This is a genomic window from Rhodoferax sp. RT5P35 (assembly GCF_056521385.1).
In genome coordinates this window covers 36,013-58,320 of sequence record NZ_JBWMAX010000009.1, presented here as the reverse complement: position 1 = coordinate 58,320, position 22,308 = coordinate 36,013, and the positions used below count along the sequence as shown (strand labels likewise).

The following is a 22,308-nucleotide window of genomic DNA, read 5'->3' as shown; positions in this document are numbered from 1 at the left end:
GAACTGGCTTTGCCAGGCTGCTGGTGTTGCCCCCTGCAAGGGGGTTGGCGAAAAGATGCGCAGCACCTGTAGCCTGGGGGTGTGCATCCTCAAGTAAAAAGAGCTTCCAGCGCAGGTAGCACCTGCACTGGAAGCTCTTTATTTAGGAGCAGTAGGCTCAAGCAGCCCGACCGCGCCCCACCACCAGGTAGTCGCCCAGGCCGACCAGGCCCAGCACCAGCCGACTGGCCGCCGCCGCCGCCGAACGCAGGGCCTGCACCAGGTCGCGGCTAGGCTGCACCACACCGCCGCGCCACTGGGCACCGGCGCTGGAAGCCTCGCGGCGGCCATCCCAGACTACCTCGGCCACGGGTTCCCAGCTGAAGTACACGGGGGTGTTGGCCGCCGGGTTCCACGACTCGACCACCAGACGCTGACCAACTTGCAGCGGCAAGCTGTCGCCCGCCTTCAGCAGGTGGTCGCCCGGCAGCTCGGTTTCGCCGTGCTGCATGCCGTTGACCGTGGCCCACACCTCCCCCTGGGCCACGCGGAACACACCCGCCTGGCGCGGCTGGAAGGTGCTAGCCAGGCCCGCGTCCAGCTTCCAGCATTCCGTCAGGGCCGCTGCGGACAGGGGGAGGGACGATGAAAAGCTACGCTGAGTGCGGAATTGGGCCATGGAATACTCCTTGAAAAATAACTGCTTGGATGTGAATCATCGTTGCGATAGACCATCGGGTCCAATGAAAACGGGTTAGGCTATTGATTCCCAAACCGCATGAATCAAAATGCAGACCACCCAAACCCATTTGCGCACCCGCCCCATCGGAGTCGGCCAGTTGCGCGCGTTTGCCGCCGTGGCGCGGCTGCTGAACTTTAGGGCCGCATCCGAAGAGCTGTCGCTGACCCAATCGGCCGTGAGCCGCCAGATCCAGGCGCTGGAAGACGAGGTGGGCGTGGCGCTTTTTTTGCGCCACACCCGGGCCGTGGAGCTGACCGGCGCGGGCGCGCAATTGATGCGCACCGTGGGCCAAACCCTGGAGCAGCTGGACAGCACGGTGCGCATGGTTCGGCGCAGCGCCGGGCGCAAAAGCGTGGCCATCAGTACCTGGGCGTCGTTTGCGTCGATGTGGCTGATCACCCGGCTGGAGGCTTTCCAAACCGAGTTCCCCGACATCGACATCCGCATCGACGCCACCGACAACCTGGTAGACATGGACACCGCTGACGTGGACCTGGCCCTGCGCTACGCCCGGCCCGACACCGTACCGGCGGGCGCGGTGCGACTGTTTGGCGAGCAATTGACCGCCGTGGCCAGCCCCTGGCTGCTGAAAACCGGCAAAAAGTTGCTGCGCGGCGAAGACCTGGCCCATTTCGCACTGCTGGAAGCGGGCGACTCACACCGCACCCAGCACCTGGAATGGCTGACCTGGCAGCGCTGGTTCGAAATGCACAAGCTGCACAAACTGGAGCCCAAGCGCTGGATGCACTTCAACTACGCGCACCAGATCGCCCAGGCCGCCCTGACCGGCCAAGGCGTGGCCCTGGCCCGCATGCCGCTGATCGCCGACAGCCTGGCCAGCGGCGATTTGGTGGAAATACTGCCCCACATGCGGTTGGACTCGCCCATGGCCTACTGGCTGGTGGTGGGCCCGCGCAGCGCCGCCCGGCCCGAAATCAAGGCCTTTTGCGCCTGGCTGCTGCTACAGGCCCAGGCCACCCGCACCGCGATCGGCGATGCGCCGGACCCGGACACCGTGGACCATTTCGACTGAAAGCGTGATTGCTATATTAAAAATAGCTACTTGCGCAGGTGAAATATGCGCTAGCGGCCATTTCTTTATAAATTCGAACATTCGCAACCCCGCCACCCTCAAGGCAAGCGAAGCGATGCCCCCTCGCGAACAGCGCAGAACTGGCTTTGCCAGGCTGCTGCTGTTGCCCCCTGCAAGGGGGTTGGCGCTGCTACACGCAGTGAGCAAGCCTGGGGGTGTTATCAACCCACAGGCCACACCACCCCGTTGTCATTCAGGATGGCATCTAAAGGCACGTCGTGCGCTTCGGGCTCGAAGTCGTCCAGGTAACCCTGTGTAAAGCCCAAGCCCACAGTGAAGGGTTTGGGCTCCAGCGTGGACAGCATGCGGTCGTAAAAGCCGCCGCCGTAGCCCAGCCGGTAGCCGCCCGCCGCATAGCCCACGCAGGGCACGAACAGCAGAGTGGGCTGCACCAGCTCGGTGGCCTTGGGTTTCAGGATGCCGTAGGCGTCTTCTTCCATGGGGCAGCCGGGGTACCAGGCGTGGAAGGTCATGGTTTTGTGCAGCTTGTTGACCACTGGCAGGCCGATGCGCTTGAGCTGCGGGCCGTCCAGCAGTTCGCCGTCTTCTTTCCAGCGGTGCAGGGCAGGCAGCGGATCGAACTCGCCCTTGATGGGCCAGTAGGCCCCGATCACGGTGTCGGGGCGTCCCACAAGCCAGATGCGCATCACGCGTTGCAGCAAATCGGACCGCTCCATGCGGTCGGGCAGCTCCAGGCGTTGTGCGATGAGTGCCTCGCGCAGGGCTTTTTTGTCCTGGGCTTTGTCGGTGTTTGAGTTGTCCATAATCCCCACATGCAAGTTCCCGCCATTCTGACATCCTTAACGCTGGCCCTGAGCCTCGTCTTCTCAGGCGCTGCCTGCAGCCAATCCAAGTCCGATCCCGCCGGGGATGCCACCATTCTGGACATGGCCCAGGCCTTCAAAAAGGGCGACCGCAAGCGCCTCACCGCCCTGTTGCCCCAGGTGCGCGGCCATCTCCTGGAGCCCTGGGCGGCCTACTGGGAGCAGCGCCTGCGGCTGGACGAGATGACCGCTCTCGACATGCAGGTCTTCGGCAGCCGCTTCCCCAACACCTACCAGGAGGACCGGCTGCGCAACGACTGGCTGCTGCTGCTGGGCCAGCGGCGCGACTGGGCCACCTTTGCCGACGAATACAGCCGCTACCGCATGGCCGACGACCGCGAGGTGCGGTGCTACGCCCTGACCATTGAGCAGATCGAACAAGGTGCCAACAGCGGCCCGGCCCTGGCCGACGAAGTGCGCAAAAGCTGGTACGCCCAGCGCGAGGCCGACGACGGCTGCACCCAGGCCGCCAGCCAGCTGTTTGCGGCCAAGAAACTGGTGCCCCTGGACATCTGGCGCAAAGCCCGCCTGGGTGTGGAGGCCAACCGCCCGCGCATGGCCGCCAAGGCCCTGGAAATTATTGCGCCAGAATCCCTGCCCGCGTTGGCAGATATTAACGATAGCGCTATCAAATTCTTGAGCAGCAAAGCCACTGCCATGGGGCGGGTACGCAAAGAAATGGTGGTGCTGGCACTGAGCAAAATCGCCCTCGCCGACCCCGACAACGCCGCCACGCTGCTCGACAGCAAGTGGAGCAGCCAGCTCAACGCCGAAGAGCGCAACTGGGCCTGGGGCGTGATTGGCAAGCAGTCGGCCATGCGGCTGTCGGCATCGGCGGTGGAGTACTACGGCCACGTCACCGAAGACGCGGACCTGAACGACGAAATGCTGGCCTGGCGGGTGCGCAGCGCCCTGCGCGTAGGCCGCTGGAAAGAGGTGGCCAACGCCGTCAGCGCCATGGGCAAAGATGCGCAGGCCGACCCCACCTGGGTGTACTGGAAAGCCCGCGCCCTGCAGGCGCAGGTCAAATCCGACCTGGACCGGGTAGAGCCCAAACGTTTGTTTGAAAGCATCGCCGGGGTGCGCGGCTTCTACGAGCAACTGGCGCTGGAAGAACTGGGCCTGAAAATCACCGTGCCGCCGCGCCCGCTGCCCGTCACCCCCGAAGAAAAAGACGCGGCCCGCGCCAACATCGGCCTGCAGCGCGGCCTGGCTGCCATCCAACTGGGCCTGCGCAGCGAAGGCAACCGCGAATGGAACTACAGCACCAACCTGCACGAACGCGGCGGCATGGGCGACCGCGAACTGCTGGCCGCCGCCGACCTGGCCTGCCAGCGCGAGGTGTGGGACCGCTGCATCAACACCAGCGAACGCACCAAGACCGTGATGGACTTTGAGCAGCGCTTTCCCACCCCCTACCGCGACACCGTGGTGCAGCGCAGCCGGGCCATCAGCCTGGACCCGGCCTACGTGTACGGCCTGATCCGCCAGGAGTCGCGCTTCATCATGGACGCGCGCTCGGGCGTGGGGGCCTCCGGCCTGATGCAGGTGATGCCCGCCACGGCCCGTTGGACCGCCAAGAAGATCGGCCTGAGCGGCTTCACACCCGACCAATTGGCCGACCGCGAAACCAACATCACCATCGGCACCGGCTACCTGAAGCTGGTGCTGGACGACTTTGCGGGCTCCATGCCCATGGCCGCCGCTGCTTATAACGCCGGGCCCGGCCGCCCCCGCGTGTGGCGCAACGGGCCGCTGCTGGAGGCTGCAATTTGGGCCGAAAATGTGCCGTTTACCGAGACCCGCGACTACGTGAAAAAAGTGCTCTCCAACACCACCAACTACGCCGCCCTGCTGACAGGCCAGCCACAGTCGCTGAAAACCCGGCTCGGCCAGGTCGGCCCGCTGGAGGCCAATGCGGTGGAACTGATCAAGGACCTGCCATGAACGACACCACCCCAGAAACCAGCCCAGACACCGCCCGAAACACCACGCCCCCCAACACCACCGCACACGCCTCGCCGTACGGCACGCTGCCGCCCACCAGCACCCCGGCGCTGCGCCGCCCCATCAGCCTGCCGCGCCTGGCCGAAATGCACCAGCGCGGCGAAAAAATCAGCATGCTGACCGCCTACGATGCCACCTTTGCCGCCGTGGCCGACGCCGCCGGGGTGGAGTGCATCCTGGTGGGCGACTCGCTGGGCATGGTCTGCCAGGGCCTGCACAGCACCGTGGGCGTCAGCCTGGAGACCATGCGCTACCACACCGAAAGCGTGGTGCGCGGCATGCTACGCAGCCAGTCCACCGCCTGGGTGATTGCCGACCTGCCGTTTGGCAGCTACCAGGAAAGCCGCGAGCAGGCCATCCGCAGCGCGGGCGTGCTGATGCAGGCCGGTGCGCACATGGTCAAGCTCGAAGGCGGCGGCTGGACCACCGAGATCGTGCAGTTTCTGGTGGAGCGCGGCATCCCGGTGTGTGCCCACCTGGGGCTGACCCCGCAAACCGTGCACGCCCTGGGCGGCTACCGGGTGCAGGGCAAGTCGGATGCCGCGGCCAGCACGCTGCGCCAGAACGCCCACGCCTTGCAAGATGCCGGTGCCGCCATGGTGGTGCTGGAGATGGTGCCCGCCCCGCTGGCGGCCGAACTCACCACCGCCCTGCCCCACTGCGCCACCATCGGCATCGGCGCGGGCAAGGACACAGCAGGCCAGGTGCTGGTGATGCACGACATGCTCGGCATCAACTTGGGTAAGATGCCGCGCTTTGTGCGCAACTTCATGCTGGACGCGTCCAGCGTGCGGGGCGCGATGGAAGCCTATGTGCGCGCCGTAAAAGACGGCAGCTTTCCCGACAACAGCCAGCACGCCTGGTAAATTTTTGCCCCACTCGTTCATGCGCATCGCCCGTACCGTAGAAGAACTGCGCAGCCACCTCAGCAGCCACCAGCACCCAGCCTTTGTGCCGACCATGGGCAATCTGCACGCGGGGCACCTGGCCCTGGTGCGCCAGGCCAAGCCTTTGGGTGATGTGACGGTAGCCAGCATCTTTGTAAACCGGCTGCAGTTTTTGCCGCACGAAGACTTCGACAGCTACCCGCGCACCTGGGAGCGCGACTGCACGTTACTCAAAGATGCCGGTTGCGACGTGCTGTTTGCACCAAAGGAAAAAGCACTCTACCCCGAGCCGCAGACCTTCAAGATCCAGCCTGCACCGGCGCTGGCCGACCTGCTGGAGGGGCAGTTCCGCCCCGGCTTTTTTGTGGGCGTAGCTACCGTGGTGATGAAGCTGTTTGGCTGCGTTTTTTCTGAGGCCAAGGGCCAGCGCACCGCCTTGTTTGGCCAAAAGGACTACCAGCAGTTGATGGTGATCCGCCGCCTGGTGCAGCAATTTGCCCTGCCGATCGACATCGTGGCTGGCCCTACCCAGCGCGATGCCGACGGCCTGGCCCTGTCGTCGCGCAACGGCTACCTCAACCCCACCGAGCGGGCCGAGGCGGTGCAACTGTCCAAAACCTTGCAGGCACTAGCCGCCGACCTGCGTACCGGTGCCACCGACATCCCGGCCCTGGAAGCCCAGGCCATGGACAGCCTGCGCGCCCGCGGCTGGGCCCCCGACTACCTGGTGGCTCGCCGCCGCAGCGACCTGCTGCCGCCCGCATCCGTCAACACGACCAATGAGCCCCTGGTGGTGCTGGGCGCGGCGCGGCTGGGCAATACGCGACTGATCGACAATTTAGAGGTCTGAAGCCGCTGCGGGTTGAGCCCGACCAGTTGCTATAAATAAAAGAGCACCTAGCGCTTATAGAATATGCGCTAGGTGCTCTTTTTATGCCTAATGATGGTAATGGCGTCAGGCGTGGGTGGATGCCCGCGAAATCGACACGCCCGCCACCAGGGGCTGGCCCAAAATTTCCTGAGGGGCGGTGCGCTTGGTGGCCACACCGTTGTCGTCAAACAGGTGCATGCAGTGCGGTGGGAAATACAGGTGTACCGGGTTGCCCACGCTGCTGCTGGACTGGCCGCTTTCGCGCACGGTGACCAGCTCGCCACCGGTCAGGCGCACGTAGATGTAGCTGGCTTCGCCGAGTTGCTCCAAGAAGGCGACCAGGCCAGTCACCACATTGGGGCCACCGGGTGGCACGATCTGCACGTGTTCGGGGCGCACGCCGATGGTCACGTCGGTATTGGCGGCAATGCGGGTGGCATCCACCTCGGCATGCACTTCCACGTCGGCCACCGTGGCCACAGCCGTGTTGCCGTTGGCCCGGGTGAGGCGGGCGGCGATGAAGTTCATCTTCGGGCTGCCGATGAAACCGGCCACAAACTTGTTCACCGGGTGGTGGTAGAGCTGCAGCGGCGCGCCGCACTGGGCCACGCTGCCGTCGCGCTGTACGGCTTCACCGGCGTTGAGCAAGACGATCTTGTCGGCCAGGGTCATGGCTTCGACCTGGTCGTGGGTCACGTAGATCATGCTGGCAGTGCCGATGTCTTTGTGCAGCTTGGCGATTTCCAGCCGGGTTTGCACCCGCAGCGAGGCATCCAGGTTGGACAGCGGTTCGTCGAACAAAAACACATCGGGTTCGCGCACGATGGCGCGGCCAATGGCCACGCGCTGGCGCTGGCCGCCGGAGAGTTCTTTGGGCAGGCGCTTGAGCAGCGGGTCAAGCTGCAAGATCTTGGAGGCCTTTTTGACGCGCTGCTCTACGGTGTCAGCGTCGGTCTTGGCCTGCTTCAGGCCGAAGGCCATGTTGTCATACACCGTCATGTGCGGGTACAGCGCATAGCTTTGAAACACCATGGCTACGCCGCGGCGTGACGGGGGGGTTTCGTTCATGCGCTGGCCGTTGATGCTCAGCTCGCCGCTGGTGATGTCTTCCAAGCCGGCCACCATGCGCAGCAGCGTGGACTTGCCGCAGCCCGACGGGCCGACAAACACCACGAACTCACCCTTGTCGATGTCCAAATCGACCTTGCGGATGGTGTCGGGCAGGTGGCTGGCGTAACGCTTATGGACATCACGGAATCGAATTTCAGACATGGAGGTCTCCTACTGTTTTTAAGGAATCTTGGGGAGGACGGGCTAGTACTTAGACTTAGCGCTCAGCCCTTGACGGCACCTGCCGTCAGGCCGCCCACAATCTTGCGTTGGAATACCAGCACCAATGCAATCAATGGCAGGGTGACCAGCACCGAAGCAGCCATGATCTTTCCCCAGGGGATTTCGTACTTGTCGGCACCGCTGATCAGCGAGATGGACACGGGTACGGTGCGGTCGGCGTTGTTCAGCACAAAAGTCAGGGCGAACATGAACTCGTTCCAGGCTGCAATGAAAGCCAGCAGGCCGGTGGTCACCAGCGCCGGCCACATCACCGGCAAAAACACCTTGGTGATGATGCCCCAGGGGGTGCAACCGTCCATGATGGCGGCCTCTTCCAGTTCCTTGGGCAGGTCGCGCACAAAGGTGGTCAGCACCCATACGGTAAACGGCAGGGTGAACACCATGTACGGCAGGGTCAGACCCCACCAGTGGTTGTAAAAGCCGATGTACTGCATTAGCTCGAACATGCCCGACAGCACCGCCACCTGCGGAAACATGGACACCGCCAGCACGGTGAGCAGCAGCAGGCCACGGCCCCGGAACTGGATGCGGCCCAGCGCGTAAGAAGCCGTCACGCCCAGAAACAGCGAGGCAATCACCACCAGGGTGGACACCATCAGCGAGTTGAGGATGTGGCGGCCAAACGGGTGCTCGGCCACGGTGAACATGGCGATGTAGTTTTTGAAAGACGGTGCCACAGGCCACAGCGAAGAGCTGAACAACTCGGTGCCCGACTTGAGCGAAGTCACAATCGCAAAGTAAAACGGAAACAGGCAAAACAAGGCGATCACGGCGACCAGCAGGTACAACCCGATCGTGCCCAGTATTTTTTGGTGTTGGTAGTTCATGGCCCGTGTCCTTATTTCGTCATGTCCACTTTGGACAGCTTCAAATACAGAATCGTGCAAGCCCCGATGATGAGGAACAGCACCGTGGATGCGGCCGAGCCATAGCCCACATAGTTGTTGTCCACAATTTCACGCCGTACAAAACCAGACATGCTGATGGTGTCCACGCTGTTGGAGGTCATCACGTAGATGATGTCAAACACCCGCAAGGCATCAAGCAAACGGAAAATCACCGCCACCATCAGGGCCGGCCAGATCAGCGGCAAGGTCACCTTGAAGAACACGCGTACCGGGTGGATACCGTCTACGTGGGCCGCTTCATAGCAGTCGGTAGGCAACATTTGCAGCGCCGCCAAAATCAACAAGGCCATAAAGGGCGTGGTTTTCCACACGTCCACCAGCACCACCGACCACAGCGCGTAGCTGGGGTCTGCAGTCCAGGCAATGTTGTGGTCGATGATGCCGGCACTGCGCAGCAAGGCGTTCATCACGCCAAACTGGTCATTCATGATCCAGGCCCACATCTTGGCCGACACGATGGTCGGAATCGCCCACGGCACCAATACCGCAGCGCGGATGAACGAGCGGCCTTTGAAATTGGCGTTCAGTACCAGGGCAAAAATAATCCCCAGAAACGTCTCCGTGACGACCGAGAAGAAAGAGAACTTGAAGGTATTGCGAATCGCCATGCCCCAGTCGGTGCTCCAGAAGCCCTCGACCGCATTCAGGTTGAACACGCCGTATTCACCAAAATAGTTTTGGAAACCCACCATCTTGTACGTGGAGTCACCGATCGCTTCCAGTGAAGCATCGGTGAAGCTGAAGAAAATGGTGCGGCCCAGCGGCCAGCCCGCCACCAGTGCCAAAACGAGCAGCGTGGGGGCCAAAAATATCCACGCGCTGCGGGTGCGCTCGCGGGTGAGTTCGGATGTTTTAGTGCGCATGGAGACTCCAAGGGGATCTAGTGGCTGAACGGGCCGCTGCATGTCTAGCACGCAGCGGCCCGAAGTTCAACGGAAGAGGCTTATTCCCACTTAGGACCGCGGCGAATCTGGCCTAACTTGGCTTCGAGCTTCTTGACGCTGTCAGCGCCCTTGTCTTTGCCAGACAACACATCGTGGGTCGCGTTCCAGAACGCAGCCGACACTTCGTTGTATTTGGCACCGGTGACGGTGGCAGGGCGGGGCACGGCACCCACAAAGGTGTCATACAAATCGCCGAAGAAGGGGTTGGCCGCCAACACTTCTTTGTCTTTGTACAGAGTCGCAATGGTCGGGTTGTAGGAGCCGCGGATAGCGCGGTCTTTTTGTACCGCAGCACTGGTCAGGTACATCACCAAATCAGCCGATTCTTTGGGGTTCTTGGAGTACTTGCTGACTGCCAATTGCCAACCACCCAGTGTGGCGGCGGTCTTGCCGCCATCGCCCTTGGGCAAGGCCACCACACCGACTTTGCCCTTGACGGGGCTGTCTGCACCCTGGCTCAACGACCAGGCATAAGGCCAGTTGCGCATGAACACGGCATTGCCCTTTTGGAACACGCCGCGGGCTTCTTCTTCACCGTAATTCAGCACGCCGGTGGGGGCGATGGTGCCAATCCAGCCAGCAGCGGTGTCCAGCGCTTTGGCCGCTTGGGGGTTGTTGATGGTGATCTTGCCCGTGGCATCGACGATGTTGCCGCCGCCGAAGCTGGACACCCATTCCACGCCGTCGCAGGTCAGGCCTTCGTAGGCTTTGGCCTGGAACACAAAACCTTGCATGTCGGGGGCACCGGCTTTGCGCTCGGCTTCCATGACCTTGGTGGCAGTGGCGGTCAGCTCAGCCCAGGTGGTGGGCGCTTTTTCGTTGTACTTGGTCAGCAAATCCTTGCGGTAGTACAGCACACCCGCATCGGTGAACCAGGGCATGGCCAGCAGCTTGCCGTCTACGGTGTTGTTGGCCACGATGGCGGGGAAATGGTCTTTTTGTGCGCCATTGGCGTAAGGGGTCAGGTCCAGCAAATGCTGCTTGAGCAGGCCGGGCCACACCACGTCTACCGACAGCACGTCCAGCTCGGTGGCCTTGGCGGCAAACATCTGGCGGAACAAGCCCAGGATGTCGCTGGAAGACTGGGGAATGCTCAGGTGCTTGACAGTGTTGCCGGTCTTGGCGCTCCACTCGTCGCCCGCCTTTTTGCAGAACTCGAAATCCTGGCCTACCGAGCCGCACGAAATGGTCACGGTAACGCCCGCTGCATGCGCGCCGATGGCACCCAGTGCGCCGAAGCTGATCAGCACGGCGGCTGCGGTTTTGGTCATTGCTGTCATGGAATGTCTCCTGTTGTGTTCGGTACCAGCCCGGGCTTTTGTGGTGGTGTTGCCAACGCCCAAGGCCGAAGTTTTGTTGCGGTTTAAAGCCAATGCAGTATAAATTCAAAGCGCTTTGAATTGAACACTGGGTTTACCCGAGGAAACCGCAATCACGGTTACTTTATTACGTTAAGTCCGCGGTGACACCGCATACGGCTTGCCCACAGAACCCCTTCGCGCCATGCAAAAAGCCCACACCTACCGAAACGGCAGGTGTGGGCTTTTCTGATGAACGCTGGCCCGACTCCCCTAAAGGAGCAGGCCATGGTGGACAGCGGGCACCGCTGTCAACAACTTAGAAGTCGTAATGCACGCGCACGGCGCCGCCAGACGAGTTGGCAGCCGTGTTGGAGCCGCCGGCTCGGGAGAACGACACCGCTGGGGTAATGGTGGCACCCTTCACGTCAAAGAATGGAATGGCGTAGGCAGCCCAGAAGGTGGTGACCTTGGCATCGGCACCGGTAGCTTGTGCCGCCTTGCCGAATACGCTGGCAACCGTCAGTTGACCAAATGCACCCATCAAGGCAAAGGTGCTTTGTTTCAGGCCATTGGTGTCCTTGCCCGAAGCGTAATTGCTGGTCAGGGTGAAGCCGCCGAAGTTGTAGTCACCCGTCAAGCCGTAGCCGGTTTGGCGCGTACCTTTGATAACCGAAGCAGCGACCGGCGTAGCCACAATGTTTCCGGCAACAATGCTGTACGTTGTCGAAGCTGCGGAAGCACTGCTGTATTGGATGGCTTCAATACCAGCTGCCAAATGCAATGGGCCATTGGCATAACTCAACACAGGGCGGACACCGGTAGCGCCGCCACCTTTGCTGGACACACCGCTCAACTCAAACGACAAACCGCCGCCCAGTTGCAAGGTACCTGCAGCGTGGAAAGGCGCATTGCCGTTGCCGTACGCACCTTGGCGACCGCGCAACACATTGGCTTGGTAAGGAGAGAAACCAGCATATTCAACCAGCACGTCGCCAGGGGTCTGGAACAGGTTGGCGGCTTCAAAACGGCCCAGTTTGATGTCGGCGGTTTCGCTACCGATCTGTGCCCACAAGTCATCGGTACCAGCGGTGCCATCTGGCTTGGCCAAATAGGTTGCGCGGCCAGCGATGAAGTACTGGGAACCCATCTTCTTGCTGCCATTGAGTTCGACGCGGCCCGTTTGCGCTGCGCCACGGCCATTGTTTTCAACCTTGCTGTCCAACTCGATGTTGGCGTCGATATCGACGGCAGCAAAGGCGGCGGCGGACACCATCGCCATAGCGGCGAGTGCAGTGGCGCGGAATGCGGTATTCAGAATGTGGCTCAAGGAAATCTCCTGTGTGTTGAAGTGTTGCGAGGGATTTGCGTCTGTGTTCAGGCAGGGCCTTGCGGAGCCCTTGGTTGCCACCAAAGATTGCAAACCTGCTGCATTTTTGGTTACCTGTGTAGAGGGTGGGATCAGGATGAACCCCAATAGTCATACAAATGAACTATCCATAACTTACTTCATACTTCTTTGCTATTAACCTATGCACGCATTAGTTACAAGCGGGGTACAAGACAATCCTCAGGCTGGCTTTCTCCTCCCGGAGAGGCCATTTTTAGCCACTTATCCATGGCGTTCGAAGGGCGATGGTTTGTGCTGATGTAACTAAGCTGTAACCATACAAATTGGCTGCCAAATTGGAAATTAATTATTTTTTCTGCATTCCATCGCCCGTTGCAAAATTGCGACAAACACCGGGCTGCACCCGCTTCTAACAGGGTTGACATGCCGTTACATTTAAATCCCATAGGCTACTATCGGCCGCCAGCCCCACCCACTACGCTCTTGAGATGTCACTGAAACGGATTGCCGAAGAACTCGGCCTGTCGCTCACCACCGTGAGCCGCGCCATGAACGGCTACCCCGAAGTAGCCGCGGCCACACGCCGTGACGTTTTAGAGGCCGCAGCGCGCATGGACTACCGGGCCGATGCACGGGCCCGGGGTCTGGCCTTGGGGCGGGCCGATGCTGTGGGCATCGTGTTTCCCATCACCACCGGCGACCTGGGCGACCAGCAGTTTTTGCAGGTGGCATCGTCGATGAGCGAACGTTTCGCCCAGTCGGGGCTGGACCTGCTGATTGTTTCGGCCTCGGCTGACGACGAACTGGCCGCCTATGAGCGGGCCATTACCGGCCGCCACATCGGTGTGTTCGTGGTGCCGCGCACCCGTGTGCGCGACCGGCGGCTGGAACTGCTGCAGGCGCGCAATGTGGCCTTTGTGGCCTACGGCCGCAGCGCATCGCTGACCTCCGAATACGCCTGGTTTGACTTCGACAATCTGGCCGGTGCCCGCATGGCCACGGATCGACTGCTGCGCCTGGGCCACCGCCGCCTGGGTTATCTGGGTGCGCCGCCTGAATACAACTTTGCCGACCAGCGCTATGCCGGGTTTTGCGCCAGCCTCAAGGCGGCAGGCATTCCGCTCAAACCCCTGGCGGTACAGCGCCATGCCTTGGAGCGCCGGTCGGGCTATGCAGCCATGCAAAAACTGCTGGCCCTGCCCCAGCGCCCCACCGCTGTACTAGTCGACAACAATCTGGCGGGTATCGGCGCCGTCCACGCGGTGCTGCATTCGGGCCTGGTACTGGGACGCGACCTGTCGGTGATCGTGTATGACGGGCTGGGCTCGGACTCGGTGGTGCGCACCACCGTTACCGCAGTGATGCAGCCCACCCCCATCGCCACCGGCGTGGCACTCGCCGAAATGACCTTGGCACGCCTGCGCGGCGAACCGCTGGAGTCGCTGCAAAAACTGTGCATGCCGGAACTGGAAATCGGCGACAGCGACGGCCCGCCCTTGGCAAGTTAGTTAGCCAGCTAGCCAGCTAGCCAGCTAATCGCACAGCTTTGCATGTTTGATCGCTGCGACCCGCGCGGCATGCACCAAGCCCCCGATCTCTTTGCCTTGCACGCCTTTGTCCTGGGCGGCCTTGGCAATCGGCTCGGTGGCCACCGACTGCGCCGCTTGTAACACCGCCAGCCAGTACGGCCGTTGTGGGTAAGGCTGCTCGCCCAGGCCCAGTCTTCCCCGCGCGTCGCATTCGCAGGCCAACAAAGCATAGTCAAAACGCTGCGGTTTGCGAAAAGCATCGGCCCGCTCCAACAGACGCAGGGCGGCGGAGGCGCTGATGTCCAGCCCGCGGTGGATGTTGCCGTGCTCACGGGCCACCACGTCGGCCAGGTCGCGGCAGTCGGTGGGTACGCGCAGGCGTTGGCATAGGCCTTTGAGCAAGTCGGCACTGCGCATCTCGTGGCCTATATGGCGGGGCAACACGTCAGCGGGCGTGGTCGCCTTGCCCAAATCGTGCGTCAAACATGCAAAGCACACCGGAAGCGGCGCGTGCAGGCGTGCGGCCATGTCCAGCACCATCATCACGTGGATACCGGTATCGATCTCGGGGTGGTAATCGGCGCGCTGGGGCACGCCCCACAGGGCTGCCACCTCGGGCAGCAGCCGGGCCAGGGCACCGCAGTCGCGTAGCACCGCAAACATGCGCGAAGGCTGCGGCTCCATCAGGCCACGGGCCAGCTCTTGCCACACCCGCTCAGGCACCAGGGCATCGACCTCACCTGCAGCCACCATTTCGCACATCAGGTCCATGGTCTCGGGGGCCACGGTGAAATCGGTGAAGCGCGCAGCAAAGCGGGCCACGCGCAGGATGCGCACCGGGTCTTCTCGGAACGCGTCGGTGACGTGGCGCAAAACCCTGGCCTGCAGGTCACGCTGGCCACCGAAGGGATCGGTCAACGCTTCAAAATTTACGTCTAATTGGCCACTAGCGTATGTTCCACTTGCACTAGCAGCTATTGAATTGATAGTAAGGTCACGCCGGGCCAGATCCTGCTCCAGCGTCACGTCGATGGCCGCATGCACCGCAAAGCCGTGGTAGCCAGGGGCCGTCTTGCGCTCGGTACGGGCCAGCGCATATTCCTCGTGGGTGCGCGGGTGCAGAAAGACCGGAAAGTCTTTGCCCACCGGCAGGTAGCCCTGGGCCACCAGTGCCTCGGGTGTCGCCCCCACCACCACCCAGTCGCGGTCGCCACCGGTTCGGCCCAACAGAGCATCGCGGACCGCGCCGCCGACTAAATAGATTTGCATCCGCCCAGTTTAGCTACCGGCTGATCCGGTACGGCTCCTCGAAGTCGAGGAAGTCTTGCTCTGCCAGGGCCTCCTTGATCCACGCTTGCACGCTGGGCAGCGCCGTTACACGGTCTACATAGGCTTGGGCGGCGTCGGGCAGTGGCAGCGCATAGGTATTCAATCGCATACAGATCGGTGCAAAGTACGCGTCGGCAATGCTGAAGTCGCCAAACAGCATGGGGCCGCCGTGGGTTTGCAGCAGCTCGGACCACAGGGCGATAAGGCGGGCCACGTCGGCGCGCACGGCAGGCTGGTCGCGCCAGGCCAATTGGCCTACCAGCGGCAGGCGGGCTTCGATATTCATCGGGCAATGGCTGCGCAGGGCACCAAAGCCGGAGTGCATTTCGGCGCACACGCTGCGGGCACGGGCGCGGGCATGGGGGTCGCGCGGCCACAGGTTTTTACCGGGGTATTGCTCGGCCAGGGTTTCGGCAATCGCCAATGTGTCCCATACCGCCAGCGTGCCATCCACCCATACTGGCACTTTGCCGACCGGACTCACCGCATTCACCGTGGCTTTGAACTGGGAATGTGCGTCGAAGGAATCAAAGCGGACATAAACCTCTTCAAATGCAATACCCAACTGCGTTAACAGCACCCAGGGACGCATGGACCAAGATGAATAGTTTTTATTACCAATGTAAAGTTGTTGCATCGTATTTCCTGAAAATAATGAAGGGTATTTACGTAATAGATACGTAGAAACCATGGCCACGCCGTAGCGGTACTGCAGCTTATAGCAAGCCAGCCCAGGTATTGATGCCAAAACAGAACCCGATTGATGCCCAGCATCTCGACACCAGCGCCTACCCGTATTTTCAAACTATGGCAGCAAAAAGCAAAAAGCCCGGTCAAACGACCGGGCTTTTTGAATATCTGCTGCAGCCTGCGCAATGCAGCCTGTAGGGAATGTGATTTAGGCGATCAGAAACTGCTCGCGGTCCAGATTTTGAATCCACTTTGGTGGTTTGCCACGGCCGGTCCAGGTGTCACCGGTCAGGGGATTGCGAAACTTGGGAGCGACTTTGGCCACGGCTTTGGCACGGGGTTTGCTGGCGCCAAAAATATCATCGGCAGTCAAACCAAAATCCGCCACCAGTGCTTTTACTTTCTCAATGGCATCGGCATTTTCCAGCGTGTGGGCTTGTTTGATTTGCTGCTCTAAGAGTGCACGCTGTTCGAGAAGTTCTTTGTAGGTTGGCATTTTTTTGTTTCCGAATATATCAAGGTATACGACTGAGAAATTATATTATATACCCTGAAATAAACAGTTACTGGACTTGCATGATTAAAAAATGGCTGACCAGCGTTTTATTTACAGCAAACAGAGTCCATCGGCCGAAAAATACCCAAACCAAATCCAGTCATGGTCTTTTTTGCACGCCAAGCCCAGGCTCAGGCCAATGCCACCGCAGCGTAATCACCCACTTTGTCGGCCAAACCAGCGGGCACCAGCAAGGCTCCTGCGGTTAATGCAGGCAAATGGCCGTCAATATGGGCCTGCAAGCGTGGCAACAGAAACTCGCGGTTATGCCAAAACACGCTCCCCCCCATGCTGATGCGCTGTAAATCCAGCACGGCCACCAGGTTGTACAAAGTACGGCCCATCACGCGACACAGGTCATCGACAATTTTCAAGGCAGCGGCATCACCCGCGCGGGCCGCTTGGAACAGCACCGGTGCTTCCTGGCCAAAGCGGCGGGCGATGGAGTTACCGGCCACCAAGCCTTCCACATCGCCCACGTTGCCGCAGCCGCACAGTGCGTCGTCGTTGTCGCTCACAAACATGTGGCCCGCGTGCCCTGCGTTGCCGTTTTTACCGCGCAGCACATGGCCATCCACGCACAGGCCCACGCCGATGCCGGTACTCCAGGTGACATAAGCGCAGTGGTCAAAGCCTTTCAATGCGCCCCAGTGGCGTTCGGCCTCCAGCGCGGCGACGCAGTCGTTTTCGATGCGCACGCGGGCGAAGCGGGCTCCCAGCGGGGCTTCCAGCAGCGCGGTGGTCCAGTCGTTGGGCAAACCGCGCGCCGGGCCGGCCATGCCGCCGCAGATATTGGGGCCGGCCAGCTCGATCAGACCGTCGTTGAGGATGAACGGACCTGCCGACGACACGCCCGCGTTTTGCACCGACGCGGGGTCGATGCCCAGTTCGGCGCAGGTTTCATTGACCATGCGGATGATTTGCACCGCCAGCGCGTCGTTGGTGCCGGTTTTGGCGGTAGGCTCGGTGCGGCGGCCTTGCAGCACCGGCAGATCTTCGTTACCGCTGGCCAGGCTGACGGCAACCTTGGTGCCGCCGACATCGATGCATGCTTTCATGGGGATCTTTTCGTTAGATAAATTTAGCGACCAGGCCTGCAACCAGGCTGAGGACGAGGGTGGTGGTGATGGGAATAAACCAGGGCCGACCAAACAGCCGAAAGCGCAAGTCGCCGGGCAGTCTGCCAAAACCCAGCTTTTGCAACAACGGGGAAAACCAGTCTATGAGCAACAAGGCGACAAAGATGACCAACAGCCAGCGGAACATGGCTACAACGTGTGCGAGCGGTCGCCCTGGGTAAAGCCCAGCGGCTCCCACTCCGGCCCTGCGCCAAAGGCAATCACCTTGAACAACTCGCCCATTTCGTGTTCAGTAATCAATTTCAGCGCTTGCGCACGTTCTGCATGCGTTGCATGCTCCATTTTAGATAGCAAACCGCAGTTCATCAAAAACCGCGCCTGGCTGGTGTAGCCCAGCACCGTCAGGCCTGCGTCTTGCCCGGCCAGCGCAATGCCGCTGAAATTGACGTGGGCGGTGATGTCTTTCAGCCCCACCAGGGCCAGCGGGCTAGGGTCGGCGCGGTGCAGGTAATGGCACATCACGGTGCCGGTGTTGCGCTGCGGGTGGTAGTACTCGGCCTCAGGGAAGCCATAGTCCAAAAAGAAGGCCGCGCCCTGGGTGAGCCGGTCGGCCAGGGTGCGGATGAAAGACTCGGCCTGGGGGTGGACTTCGGTAAGGTAGTCGTGCGGGCCGTCGATGGCAGCGGGCGGGCGCAGGGCGGTGGGGCGGTCTTGCCAGACGAACTCTTCGCCGGACCAGGCCACGCCGCGCTCATGCCACTGGCCGCCCACCCGGGCCAGCAGTTGCACCGGCATTGCGTCCAGCACCTCGTTGCCCACCACCACGGCCTGCAGCGTGGCGGGCAACTCGGTCACCCACTGCACCTTGTCGGCAAACCGGGCCAGGCGCAGTTGCTGGCGGGCCCGCAGCGTACCGGACAGATCAACGATGCAGTAGCGCTGCACCTGGTCGCCCAGGGCTTCGAGTAATTGCAGCGCCAACGCGCCAGAGCCCGCACCAAACTCCCACACCTCGGTGGTGCCGGTGGCCTGCAGCGCCTGCGCCACCTGCACGGCCAGGGCCTGGCCAAACAGGCCGGACAGCTCGGGCGCAGTCACAAAGTCGCTGCCATCGGCACCCTGGCTGCCGAACTTGGGGCGCTCGTTGGCGTAGTAGCCCAAACCGGGGTGGTAGAGGGCCTGGGCCATGAACTGGTCAAAAGGCATCCAGCCGTCTGCAACTGCAATAGCCCGGCTAATCTCTGCCTGGAGCGCGATCGTTAAACTGGGGTTTGTTTTTTCCACCCGCAGATTGTCTCTGAATGTTGCCTCCAAACCCGCCCTCCTCCCCAGCCCGTACCGTATTGGTAACTGGCGCCGGTAAACGGCTTGGCCGCGAAATCGCCCTGGCCCTGGCGCGCGGCGGCTGGCAGGTAGCCGTGCACTACCGACATTCCGAGCAGGATGCTATGCAAACTGTAGCTGACTGCGTAGATATTACCTGCGCAAGCGGCCTAAAACACCATGCATTCCAGGCCGACCTGGCTGATGAGACGGCGGTGCTCGCCCTGCTGCCCCGTGTGGTGGCGCACTTTGGCGCGGTGGATGCAGTGGTGAATTGCGCGTCCACTTTTGAGCACGACAGCGCCGCCACCTTCGGCTTTGCCGCGCTGGAGCAGCACCTGCGCAGCAATACCGGCGCGCCGATTTTGCTGGCCCAGGCCCTGCACAGCCATTTGCAGTCGCGCAATGCAGGCGGTGCGGTGGTCAATTTGCTGGACCAGAAGCTGTGGAACCTGAACCCCGACTTCTTCAGCTACACGCTGTCCAAAGCCGCGCTGGAAGTGGCCAACACCATGCTGGCGCAGGCCCTGGCTCCGCATGTGCGGGTGGTCGGCGTGGCCCCAGGCCTGACGCTCAAAAGCCATATGCTCAGCGACGAAGAGTTTGCCGTGCTGCACCAGATCTCGCCGCTGGGCCGTTCGTCCACCGCCGCCGATGTGGCGGCCACGGTGAAGTTTGCGCTGGAAAATGGTTCGATTACCGGCACCACCCTGCTGGTGGACGGCGGGCAGCACCTGATGCAGTTCGAGCGCGACTTCTCCCTCATGGACCTCACTTAATGGCACACCCCCAGGCTTCAGTGCTTCGCATCTTTCGCCACCCCCCTTGCAGGTGGCAACACCAGCAGCCTGGCGAAGCCAGTTCTGCGGTGTTTCTGGCGGGCGGGCGTTCTGCCTGCACGCATGGGCTGAGCAGTTAGGACCTCACTTAAAAAATACCATGTCCCACACCCACGGCAACCAAACCCTGCAACTCACCGGTCTGCGCTTCAACGCCAACCTGGGAATTCTGGAGTCCGAAAAAACCGAGCCGCAGCCCATCCTGGTGGATGCCGAACTCAACCTCGGCCCGCAGCCGCTGCAGCCCAGCGACGACGACATCAACCACGTGCTCGACTACCGCAAGGTACGCCAGATCATCATCGACGACTGCACCGCCGAGCACGTCAACCTGCTGGAGAGCCTGATTGGCAAGCTCAGCTCCAGGCTGATGCAATTACCGGGCGTACTAGGCGTGCGCGTCAAAATTGCCAAACTGGAGATTTTTGACGACTGCGAAGTCGCAATCCGGGTAGAAACCGGGCAATGGTGAGCCAGAAATCGGCATAAACACGCCAAGTGCGTAATAAGATGTATCTATTACCCTTTCAATAGGCTTGCATCCCGATCCCCTTGGAGAGTTGCATGATTTTGTCCGGCACCCTGGCAAACACCCGCCGCGCTGCGCTGCTGATCGCCAGCGTATGCCTGTGGTTGTGTGCACTGCCCGCCCAGGCTCTCGAAACCATCAAGATACTGACTGAAGAGTATCCACCGTTCAACTTCACCGACAAAGGCAAGATCACCGGCCTGGGGACAGAGGTGGTGCAGGCAGTGCTGAAAGAAATCAACATCGAGGGCCAGTTCCAGTCCCTGCCTTGGGCCCGCGCCTACGAGACCACGCAAACCACCGAAAACGTGTTGATCTACTCCATCAACCGGTCCAAGGAGCGCGAGAAGCTCTTCAAATGGGTGGGCCAGATCACCCCTACCGACTTCTACCTGTTCTCCCTGAAAAGCCGCTACATCCAGCTGAACGACCTGGAAAGCGCCAAAAATCTGCAGATTGGCACCGTCAACCAGGACATTGGCGAACAGTTCCTGGCCTCGCAAGGCTTCGTCTTGGGCCGCAACCTGCAGTCCAGTAGCAAATACGAGCTGAATTACGAAAAACTCAAACTCGGCCGCATCGACCTGTGGGTGATGAATGAGCTCGGAGCTTACTACATGTCACGCCAGGCCGGCGACGACCCGGCCCAGGTGCTGCACAAGGCGCTGCGTATCGCCGAGCTCAGCGGCGGCGGCAACTACATGGCCTTTGGGCTCAAGACACCTGACGTATTGGTCGAACGTTTTCGCAAAGGCCTGGAGACAATCAAGAAGAACGGCACCTACGATGCCCTGCAGAAGAAATGGCTGTAAAAGCCGCTAAACCCGGCTCTTTAGGGGGCCGCATCGTGCTGGCCACATTGGTGTTCTGCCTGCTGTTCACGCTGCTGGTGGCCGGAATCCGCATTTGGTCCGCTTGGCAAAACAATATCACGCGCATGCGGGGCGAAATGGAGTTGATTGCCCAGGTATACCAGCGCACTCTTTCAAAAGCCATTTGGGAAATGGACCGTGAACTCCTGCAGACACACATTACCAGCATCGCCAATGCGGCCTCGGTCGGGCAAGTGGTAGTCACCCTGCAAACGGCCAACCACCCTCCCGAAATTTTGCGCGAAACGCGCAACGACTGGCAGCCATCAACCCAGGCACCGGTATTGCACGTCCCCCTGGATTACGAATCTTTTGCGGGCAATTACGAGGTGGTGGGAAGTTTTGACCTGTATGGCGACAAGCAAGTGCTCTGGCAATGGCTGGGGGCAGAGATCGTCGATATTTTGGTTACACAGATTATCCAGTCCTTGCTGCTAGCCAGCCTCATGATGCTGCTACTGAACCGCCTGGTGACGGTGCATGTGCGCCGCATCGCCCAGCACCTGGGCCAGTTAACTCCTGCCAACTTGCGACAACTGCTGGCCCTGGACCGCCACACAGGGCGGCAAGACGAACTATCGCAACTGGTGGGCGGAGTCAACCAGTTGCAAACCACCCTGTCCGACTACCTGGAACAGCAGCAACGCGATGAAACCGAACTGCTGGCCCACCGCGACAACCTGGCCGAACTGGTGCGCGAACGCACCGCCGCGCTGGAGGCCGCCAACAGCCAGCTCGAAAACACCAACACCCAGCTGGACGGCCTGGCCCGCACCGACCCACTGACCGGGCTGGCCAACCGCCGCCAATTCGACGAAATGAAGGAGATCGAGTTCCGCCGCGCACTGCGAACCAGCCACCCGCTGACCCTGCTGGTCTGTGACATCGACTGCTTCAAGCGCTACAACGACACCTATGGCCATGCCAGCGGCGACCAGTGCCTGCGCAGCGTGGCGACAGCCCTGGGGGCAGGCAGTGCCCGGGCTGGAGACCTGGTAGCCCGCATCGGCGGCGAAGAATTTGCCGTGCTGCTGCCCGCCACCGATGCCACCCAGGGCGCACTGCTGGCCGCCCAATTGCTGCACGCCGTGGCCGACCTGGGAATTGCCCACCGCAACTCGGAAGCCGCACCGGTGGTGACTATCAGTATCGGACTGGCACAACTCGACCCGACCCAGGTGGATAAGTTTGACACCCTGTTCGACCAGGCAGACAAAGCCCTCTACCAGGCCAAAAGCGCAGGCCGCAACCGGCTGGTGGTGCACGGGCAAGCGGCGGCATAAAACACCCCACGGCTGATTTTTT

Annotated in this window: 23 protein-coding genes; 10 read left to right on the top strand and 13 right to left on the bottom strand. The window is 61.3% G+C overall.

What is annotated here, in order from left to right; genetic code table 11:
• Positions 1-157: 157 nt before the first annotated feature.
• Positions 158-658: a DUF2917 domain-containing protein gene (locus tag AC097L_RS15330; RefSeq protein ID WP_479587401.1), complete on the bottom strand. Its 501-nt coding sequence runs from the start codon at positions 656-658 to the stop codon at positions 158-160.
• A 109-nt stretch (positions 659-767) separates the two neighbouring features.
• Between AC097L_RS15330 and AC097L_RS15325 the strand changes: the two genes are divergently transcribed.
• Positions 768-1,754 carry a LysR substrate-binding domain-containing protein gene (locus AC097L_RS15325; protein ID WP_479587400.1) on the top strand — a complete coding sequence of 329 codons (987 nt, stop codon included), beginning with the start codon at positions 768-770 and terminating at the stop codon, positions 1,752-1,754.
• Between the two features lie 221 nt (positions 1,755-1,975).
• On the opposite strand, the gene AC097L_RS15320 is transcribed toward AC097L_RS15325, so the two are convergent.
• Complete coding sequence (locus tag AC097L_RS15320; protein ID WP_479587399.1) at positions 1,976-2,578, bottom strand: 5-formyltetrahydrofolate cyclo-ligase; 603 nt, start codon at positions 2,576-2,578, stop codon at positions 1,976-1,978.
• Between the two features lie 9 nt (positions 2,579-2,587).
• On the opposite strand from AC097L_RS15320, the gene AC097L_RS15315 reads away from it, so the two are divergent.
• From AC097L_RS15315 to panC, 3 genes are read left to right on the top strand one after another with little or no spacing between them, the layout of a single operon-like run.
• Complete coding sequence (locus AC097L_RS15315; RefSeq protein WP_479587398.1) at positions 2,588-4,585, top strand: lytic transglycosylase domain-containing protein; 1,998 nt, start codon at positions 2,588-2,590, stop codon at positions 4,583-4,585.
• Positions 4,582-5,511, top strand: a complete 930-nt coding sequence (gene panB / locus AC097L_RS15310; RefSeq protein WP_479587397.1) for a 3-methyl-2-oxobutanoate hydroxymethyltransferase — start codon at positions 4,582-4,584, stop codon at positions 5,509-5,511. The genes AC097L_RS15315 and panB overlap by 4 nt, the downstream gene beginning before the upstream one ends.
• Positions 5,512-5,530: 19 nt before the next feature.
• Positions 5,531-6,382 (top strand): pantoate--beta-alanine ligase, encoded by an 852-nt coding sequence (gene panC, locus AC097L_RS15305; protein WP_479587569.1) that lies wholly within the window; start codon positions 5,531-5,533, stop codon positions 6,380-6,382.
• A gap of 105 nt (positions 6,383-6,487) precedes the next feature.
• On the opposite strand, the gene AC097L_RS15300 is transcribed toward panC, so the two are convergent.
• The 5 genes from AC097L_RS15300 to AC097L_RS15280 all read right to left on the bottom strand — a co-directional run bounded on the left by AC097L_RS15300 (position 6,488) and on the right by AC097L_RS15280 (position 12,236).
• A complete protein-coding gene (locus AC097L_RS15300) occupies positions 6,488-7,675 on the bottom strand; it encodes an ABC transporter ATP-binding protein (RefSeq protein WP_479587396.1) in 1,188 nt (395 codons plus the stop codon).
• Positions 7,676-7,737: 62 nt separating this feature from the next.
• Positions 7,738-8,583 carry a carbohydrate ABC transporter permease gene (locus AC097L_RS15295; protein WP_479587395.1) on the bottom strand — a complete coding sequence of 282 codons (846 nt, stop codon included), beginning with the start codon at positions 8,581-8,583 and terminating at the stop codon, positions 7,738-7,740.
• 11 nt (positions 8,584-8,594) lie between these two features.
• Positions 8,595-9,527: a carbohydrate ABC transporter permease gene (locus tag AC097L_RS15290; RefSeq protein ID WP_479587394.1), complete on the bottom strand. Its 933-nt coding sequence runs from the start codon at positions 9,525-9,527 to the stop codon at positions 8,595-8,597.
• 80 nt (positions 9,528-9,607) lie between these two features.
• Positions 9,608-10,888 (bottom strand): ABC transporter substrate-binding protein, encoded by a 1,281-nt coding sequence (locus AC097L_RS15285; protein ID WP_479587393.1) that lies wholly within the window; start codon positions 10,886-10,888, stop codon positions 9,608-9,610.
• A 337-nt stretch (positions 10,889-11,225) separates the two neighbouring features.
• Positions 11,226-12,236 (bottom strand): hypothetical protein, encoded by a 1,011-nt coding sequence (locus AC097L_RS15280; RefSeq protein ID WP_479587392.1) that lies wholly within the window; start codon positions 12,234-12,236, stop codon positions 11,226-11,228.
• Positions 12,237-12,745: 509 nt separating this feature from the next.
• On the opposite strand from AC097L_RS15280, the gene AC097L_RS15275 reads away from it, so the two are divergent.
• Positions 12,746-13,765 (top strand): substrate-binding domain-containing protein, encoded by a 1,020-nt coding sequence (locus AC097L_RS15275; RefSeq protein ID WP_479587391.1) that lies wholly within the window; start codon positions 12,746-12,748, stop codon positions 13,763-13,765.
• 24 nt (positions 13,766-13,789) lie between these two features.
• Here the strand turns inward: AC097L_RS15275 and AC097L_RS15270 are convergent, their stop codons facing one another.
• Together AC097L_RS15270 and AC097L_RS15265 are read right to left on the bottom strand one after the other, a co-directional pair.
• Entirely contained in the window at positions 13,790-15,055 is a 1,266-nt protein-coding gene (locus AC097L_RS15270) for a multifunctional CCA addition/repair protein (RefSeq protein ID WP_479587390.1), read from the bottom strand.
• A 13-nt stretch (positions 15,056-15,068) separates the two neighbouring features.
• Complete coding sequence (locus AC097L_RS15265; RefSeq protein ID WP_479587389.1) at positions 15,069-15,752, bottom strand: glutathione S-transferase family protein; 684 nt, start codon at positions 15,750-15,752, stop codon at positions 15,069-15,071.
• Between the two features lie 104 nt (positions 15,753-15,856).
• On the opposite strand from AC097L_RS15265, the gene AC097L_RS15260 reads away from it, so the two are divergent.
• On the top strand, positions 15,857-16,003 hold the full coding sequence (locus tag AC097L_RS15260) for a hypothetical protein (protein WP_479587388.1): 147 nt from the start codon (positions 15,857-15,859) through the stop codon (positions 16,001-16,003).
• A 10-nt stretch (positions 16,004-16,013) separates the two neighbouring features.
• Here the strand turns inward: AC097L_RS15260 and AC097L_RS15255 are convergent, their stop codons facing one another.
• The 4 genes from AC097L_RS15255 to AC097L_RS15240 all read right to left on the bottom strand — a co-directional run bounded on the left by AC097L_RS15255 (position 16,014) and on the right by AC097L_RS15240 (position 18,646).
• Positions 16,014-16,301, bottom strand: coding sequence for an H-NS histone family protein (locus AC097L_RS15255; RefSeq protein ID WP_479587387.1), 288 nt, complete (start codon positions 16,299-16,301; stop codon positions 16,014-16,016).
• A 191-nt stretch (positions 16,302-16,492) separates the two neighbouring features.
• Positions 16,493-17,419 carry an ROK family protein gene (locus tag AC097L_RS15250; protein ID WP_479587386.1) on the bottom strand — a complete coding sequence of 309 codons (927 nt, stop codon included), beginning with the start codon at positions 17,417-17,419 and terminating at the stop codon, positions 16,493-16,495.
• A 13-nt stretch (positions 17,420-17,432) separates the two neighbouring features.
• On the bottom strand, positions 17,433-17,627 hold the full coding sequence (locus tag AC097L_RS15245; protein ID WP_479587385.1) for a DUF2905 domain-containing protein: 195 nt from the start codon (positions 17,625-17,627) through the stop codon (positions 17,433-17,435).
• A 2-nt stretch (positions 17,628-17,629) separates the two neighbouring features.
• Entirely contained in the window at positions 17,630-18,646 is a 1,017-nt protein-coding gene (locus AC097L_RS15240) for a class I SAM-dependent methyltransferase (protein ID WP_479587384.1), read from the bottom strand.
• A gap of 95 nt (positions 18,647-18,741) precedes the next feature.
• Between AC097L_RS15240 and AC097L_RS15235 the strand changes: the two genes are divergently transcribed.
• The 4 genes from AC097L_RS15235 (at position 18,742) to AC097L_RS15220 (ending at position 22,286) form a co-directional block, all read left to right on the top strand.
• On the top strand, positions 18,742-19,542 hold the full coding sequence (locus AC097L_RS15235) for an SDR family oxidoreductase (protein WP_479587383.1): 801 nt from the start codon (positions 18,742-18,744) through the stop codon (positions 19,540-19,542).
• A 160-nt stretch (positions 19,543-19,702) separates the two neighbouring features.
• Positions 19,703-20,074, top strand: coding sequence for a dihydroneopterin aldolase (locus AC097L_RS15230; RefSeq protein ID WP_479587382.1), 372 nt, complete (start codon positions 19,703-19,705; stop codon positions 20,072-20,074).
• A 92-nt stretch (positions 20,075-20,166) separates the two neighbouring features.
• On the top strand, positions 20,167-20,943 hold the full coding sequence (locus tag AC097L_RS15225; RefSeq protein ID WP_479587381.1) for a substrate-binding periplasmic protein: 777 nt from the start codon (positions 20,167-20,169) through the stop codon (positions 20,941-20,943).
• Positions 20,934-22,286, top strand: coding sequence for a GGDEF domain-containing protein (locus AC097L_RS15220; protein WP_479587380.1), 1,353 nt, complete (start codon positions 20,934-20,936; stop codon positions 22,284-22,286). Before AC097L_RS15225 ends, AC097L_RS15220 begins: the two co-directional genes overlap by 10 nt.
• Positions 22,287-22,308: the final 22 nt, after the last annotated feature.

Coding starts and splice junctions, on each gene's coding strand:
- AC097L_RS15330 (WP_479587401.1), bottom strand. CDS start 658: ATGGCCCAATTCCGCACTCAGCGTAGCTTTTCATCGTCCCTCCCCCTG.
- AC097L_RS15325 (WP_479587400.1), top strand. CDS start 768: ATGCAGACCACCCAAACCCATTTGCGCACCCGCCCCATCGGAGTCGGC.
- AC097L_RS15320 (WP_479587399.1), bottom strand. CDS start 2,578: ATGGACAACTCAAACACCGACAAAGCCCAGGACAAAAAAGCCCTGCGC.
- AC097L_RS15315 (WP_479587398.1), top strand. CDS start 2,588: ATGCAAGTTCCCGCCATTCTGACATCCTTAACGCTGGCCCTGAGCCTC.
- panB (WP_479587397.1), top strand. CDS start 4,582: ATGAACGACACCACCCCAGAAACCAGCCCAGACACCGCCCGAAACACC.
- panC (WP_479587569.1), top strand. CDS start 5,531: ATGCGCATCGCCCGTACCGTAGAAGAACTGCGCAGCCACCTCAGCAGC.
- AC097L_RS15300 (WP_479587396.1), bottom strand. CDS start 7,675: ATGTCTGAAATTCGATTCCGTGATGTCCATAAGCGTTACGCCAGCCAC.
- AC097L_RS15295 (WP_479587395.1), bottom strand. CDS start 8,583: ATGAACTACCAACACCAAAAAATACTGGGCACGATCGGGTTGTACCTG.
- AC097L_RS15290 (WP_479587394.1), bottom strand. CDS start 9,527: ATGCGCACTAAAACATCCGAACTCACCCGCGAGCGCACCCGCAGCGCG.
- AC097L_RS15285 (WP_479587393.1), bottom strand. CDS start 10,888: ATGACAGCAATGACCAAAACCGCAGCCGCCGTGCTGATCAGCTTCGGC.
- AC097L_RS15275 (WP_479587391.1), top strand. CDS start 12,746: ATGTCACTGAAACGGATTGCCGAAGAACTCGGCCTGTCGCTCACCACC.
- AC097L_RS15270 (WP_479587390.1), bottom strand. CDS start 15,055: ATGCAAATCTATTTAGTCGGCGGCGCGGTCCGCGATGCTCTGTTGGGC.
- AC097L_RS15265 (WP_479587389.1), bottom strand. CDS start 15,752: ATGCAACAACTTTACATTGGTAATAAAAACTATTCATCTTGGTCCATG.
- AC097L_RS15260 (WP_479587388.1), top strand. CDS start 15,857: ATGCCAAAACAGAACCCGATTGATGCCCAGCATCTCGACACCAGCGCC.
- AC097L_RS15255 (WP_479587387.1), bottom strand. CDS start 16,301: ATGCCAACCTACAAAGAACTTCTCGAACAGCGTGCACTCTTAGAGCAG.
- AC097L_RS15250 (WP_479587386.1), bottom strand. CDS start 17,419: ATGAAAGCATGCATCGATGTCGGCGGCACCAAGGTTGCCGTCAGCCTG.
- AC097L_RS15245 (WP_479587385.1), bottom strand. CDS start 17,627: ATGTTCCGCTGGCTGTTGGTCATCTTTGTCGCCTTGTTGCTCATAGAC.
- AC097L_RS15240 (WP_479587384.1), bottom strand. CDS start 18,646: ATGCCTTTTGACCAGTTCATGGCCCAGGCCCTCTACCACCCCGGTTTG.
- AC097L_RS15235 (WP_479587383.1), top strand. CDS start 18,742: ATGTTGCCTCCAAACCCGCCCTCCTCCCCAGCCCGTACCGTATTGGTA.
- AC097L_RS15230 (WP_479587382.1), top strand. CDS start 19,703: ATGTCCCACACCCACGGCAACCAAACCCTGCAACTCACCGGTCTGCGC.
- AC097L_RS15225 (WP_479587381.1), top strand. CDS start 20,167: ATGATTTTGTCCGGCACCCTGGCAAACACCCGCCGCGCTGCGCTGCTG.
- AC097L_RS15220 (WP_479587380.1), top strand. CDS start 20,934: ATGGCTGTAAAAGCCGCTAAACCCGGCTCTTTAGGGGGCCGCATCGTG.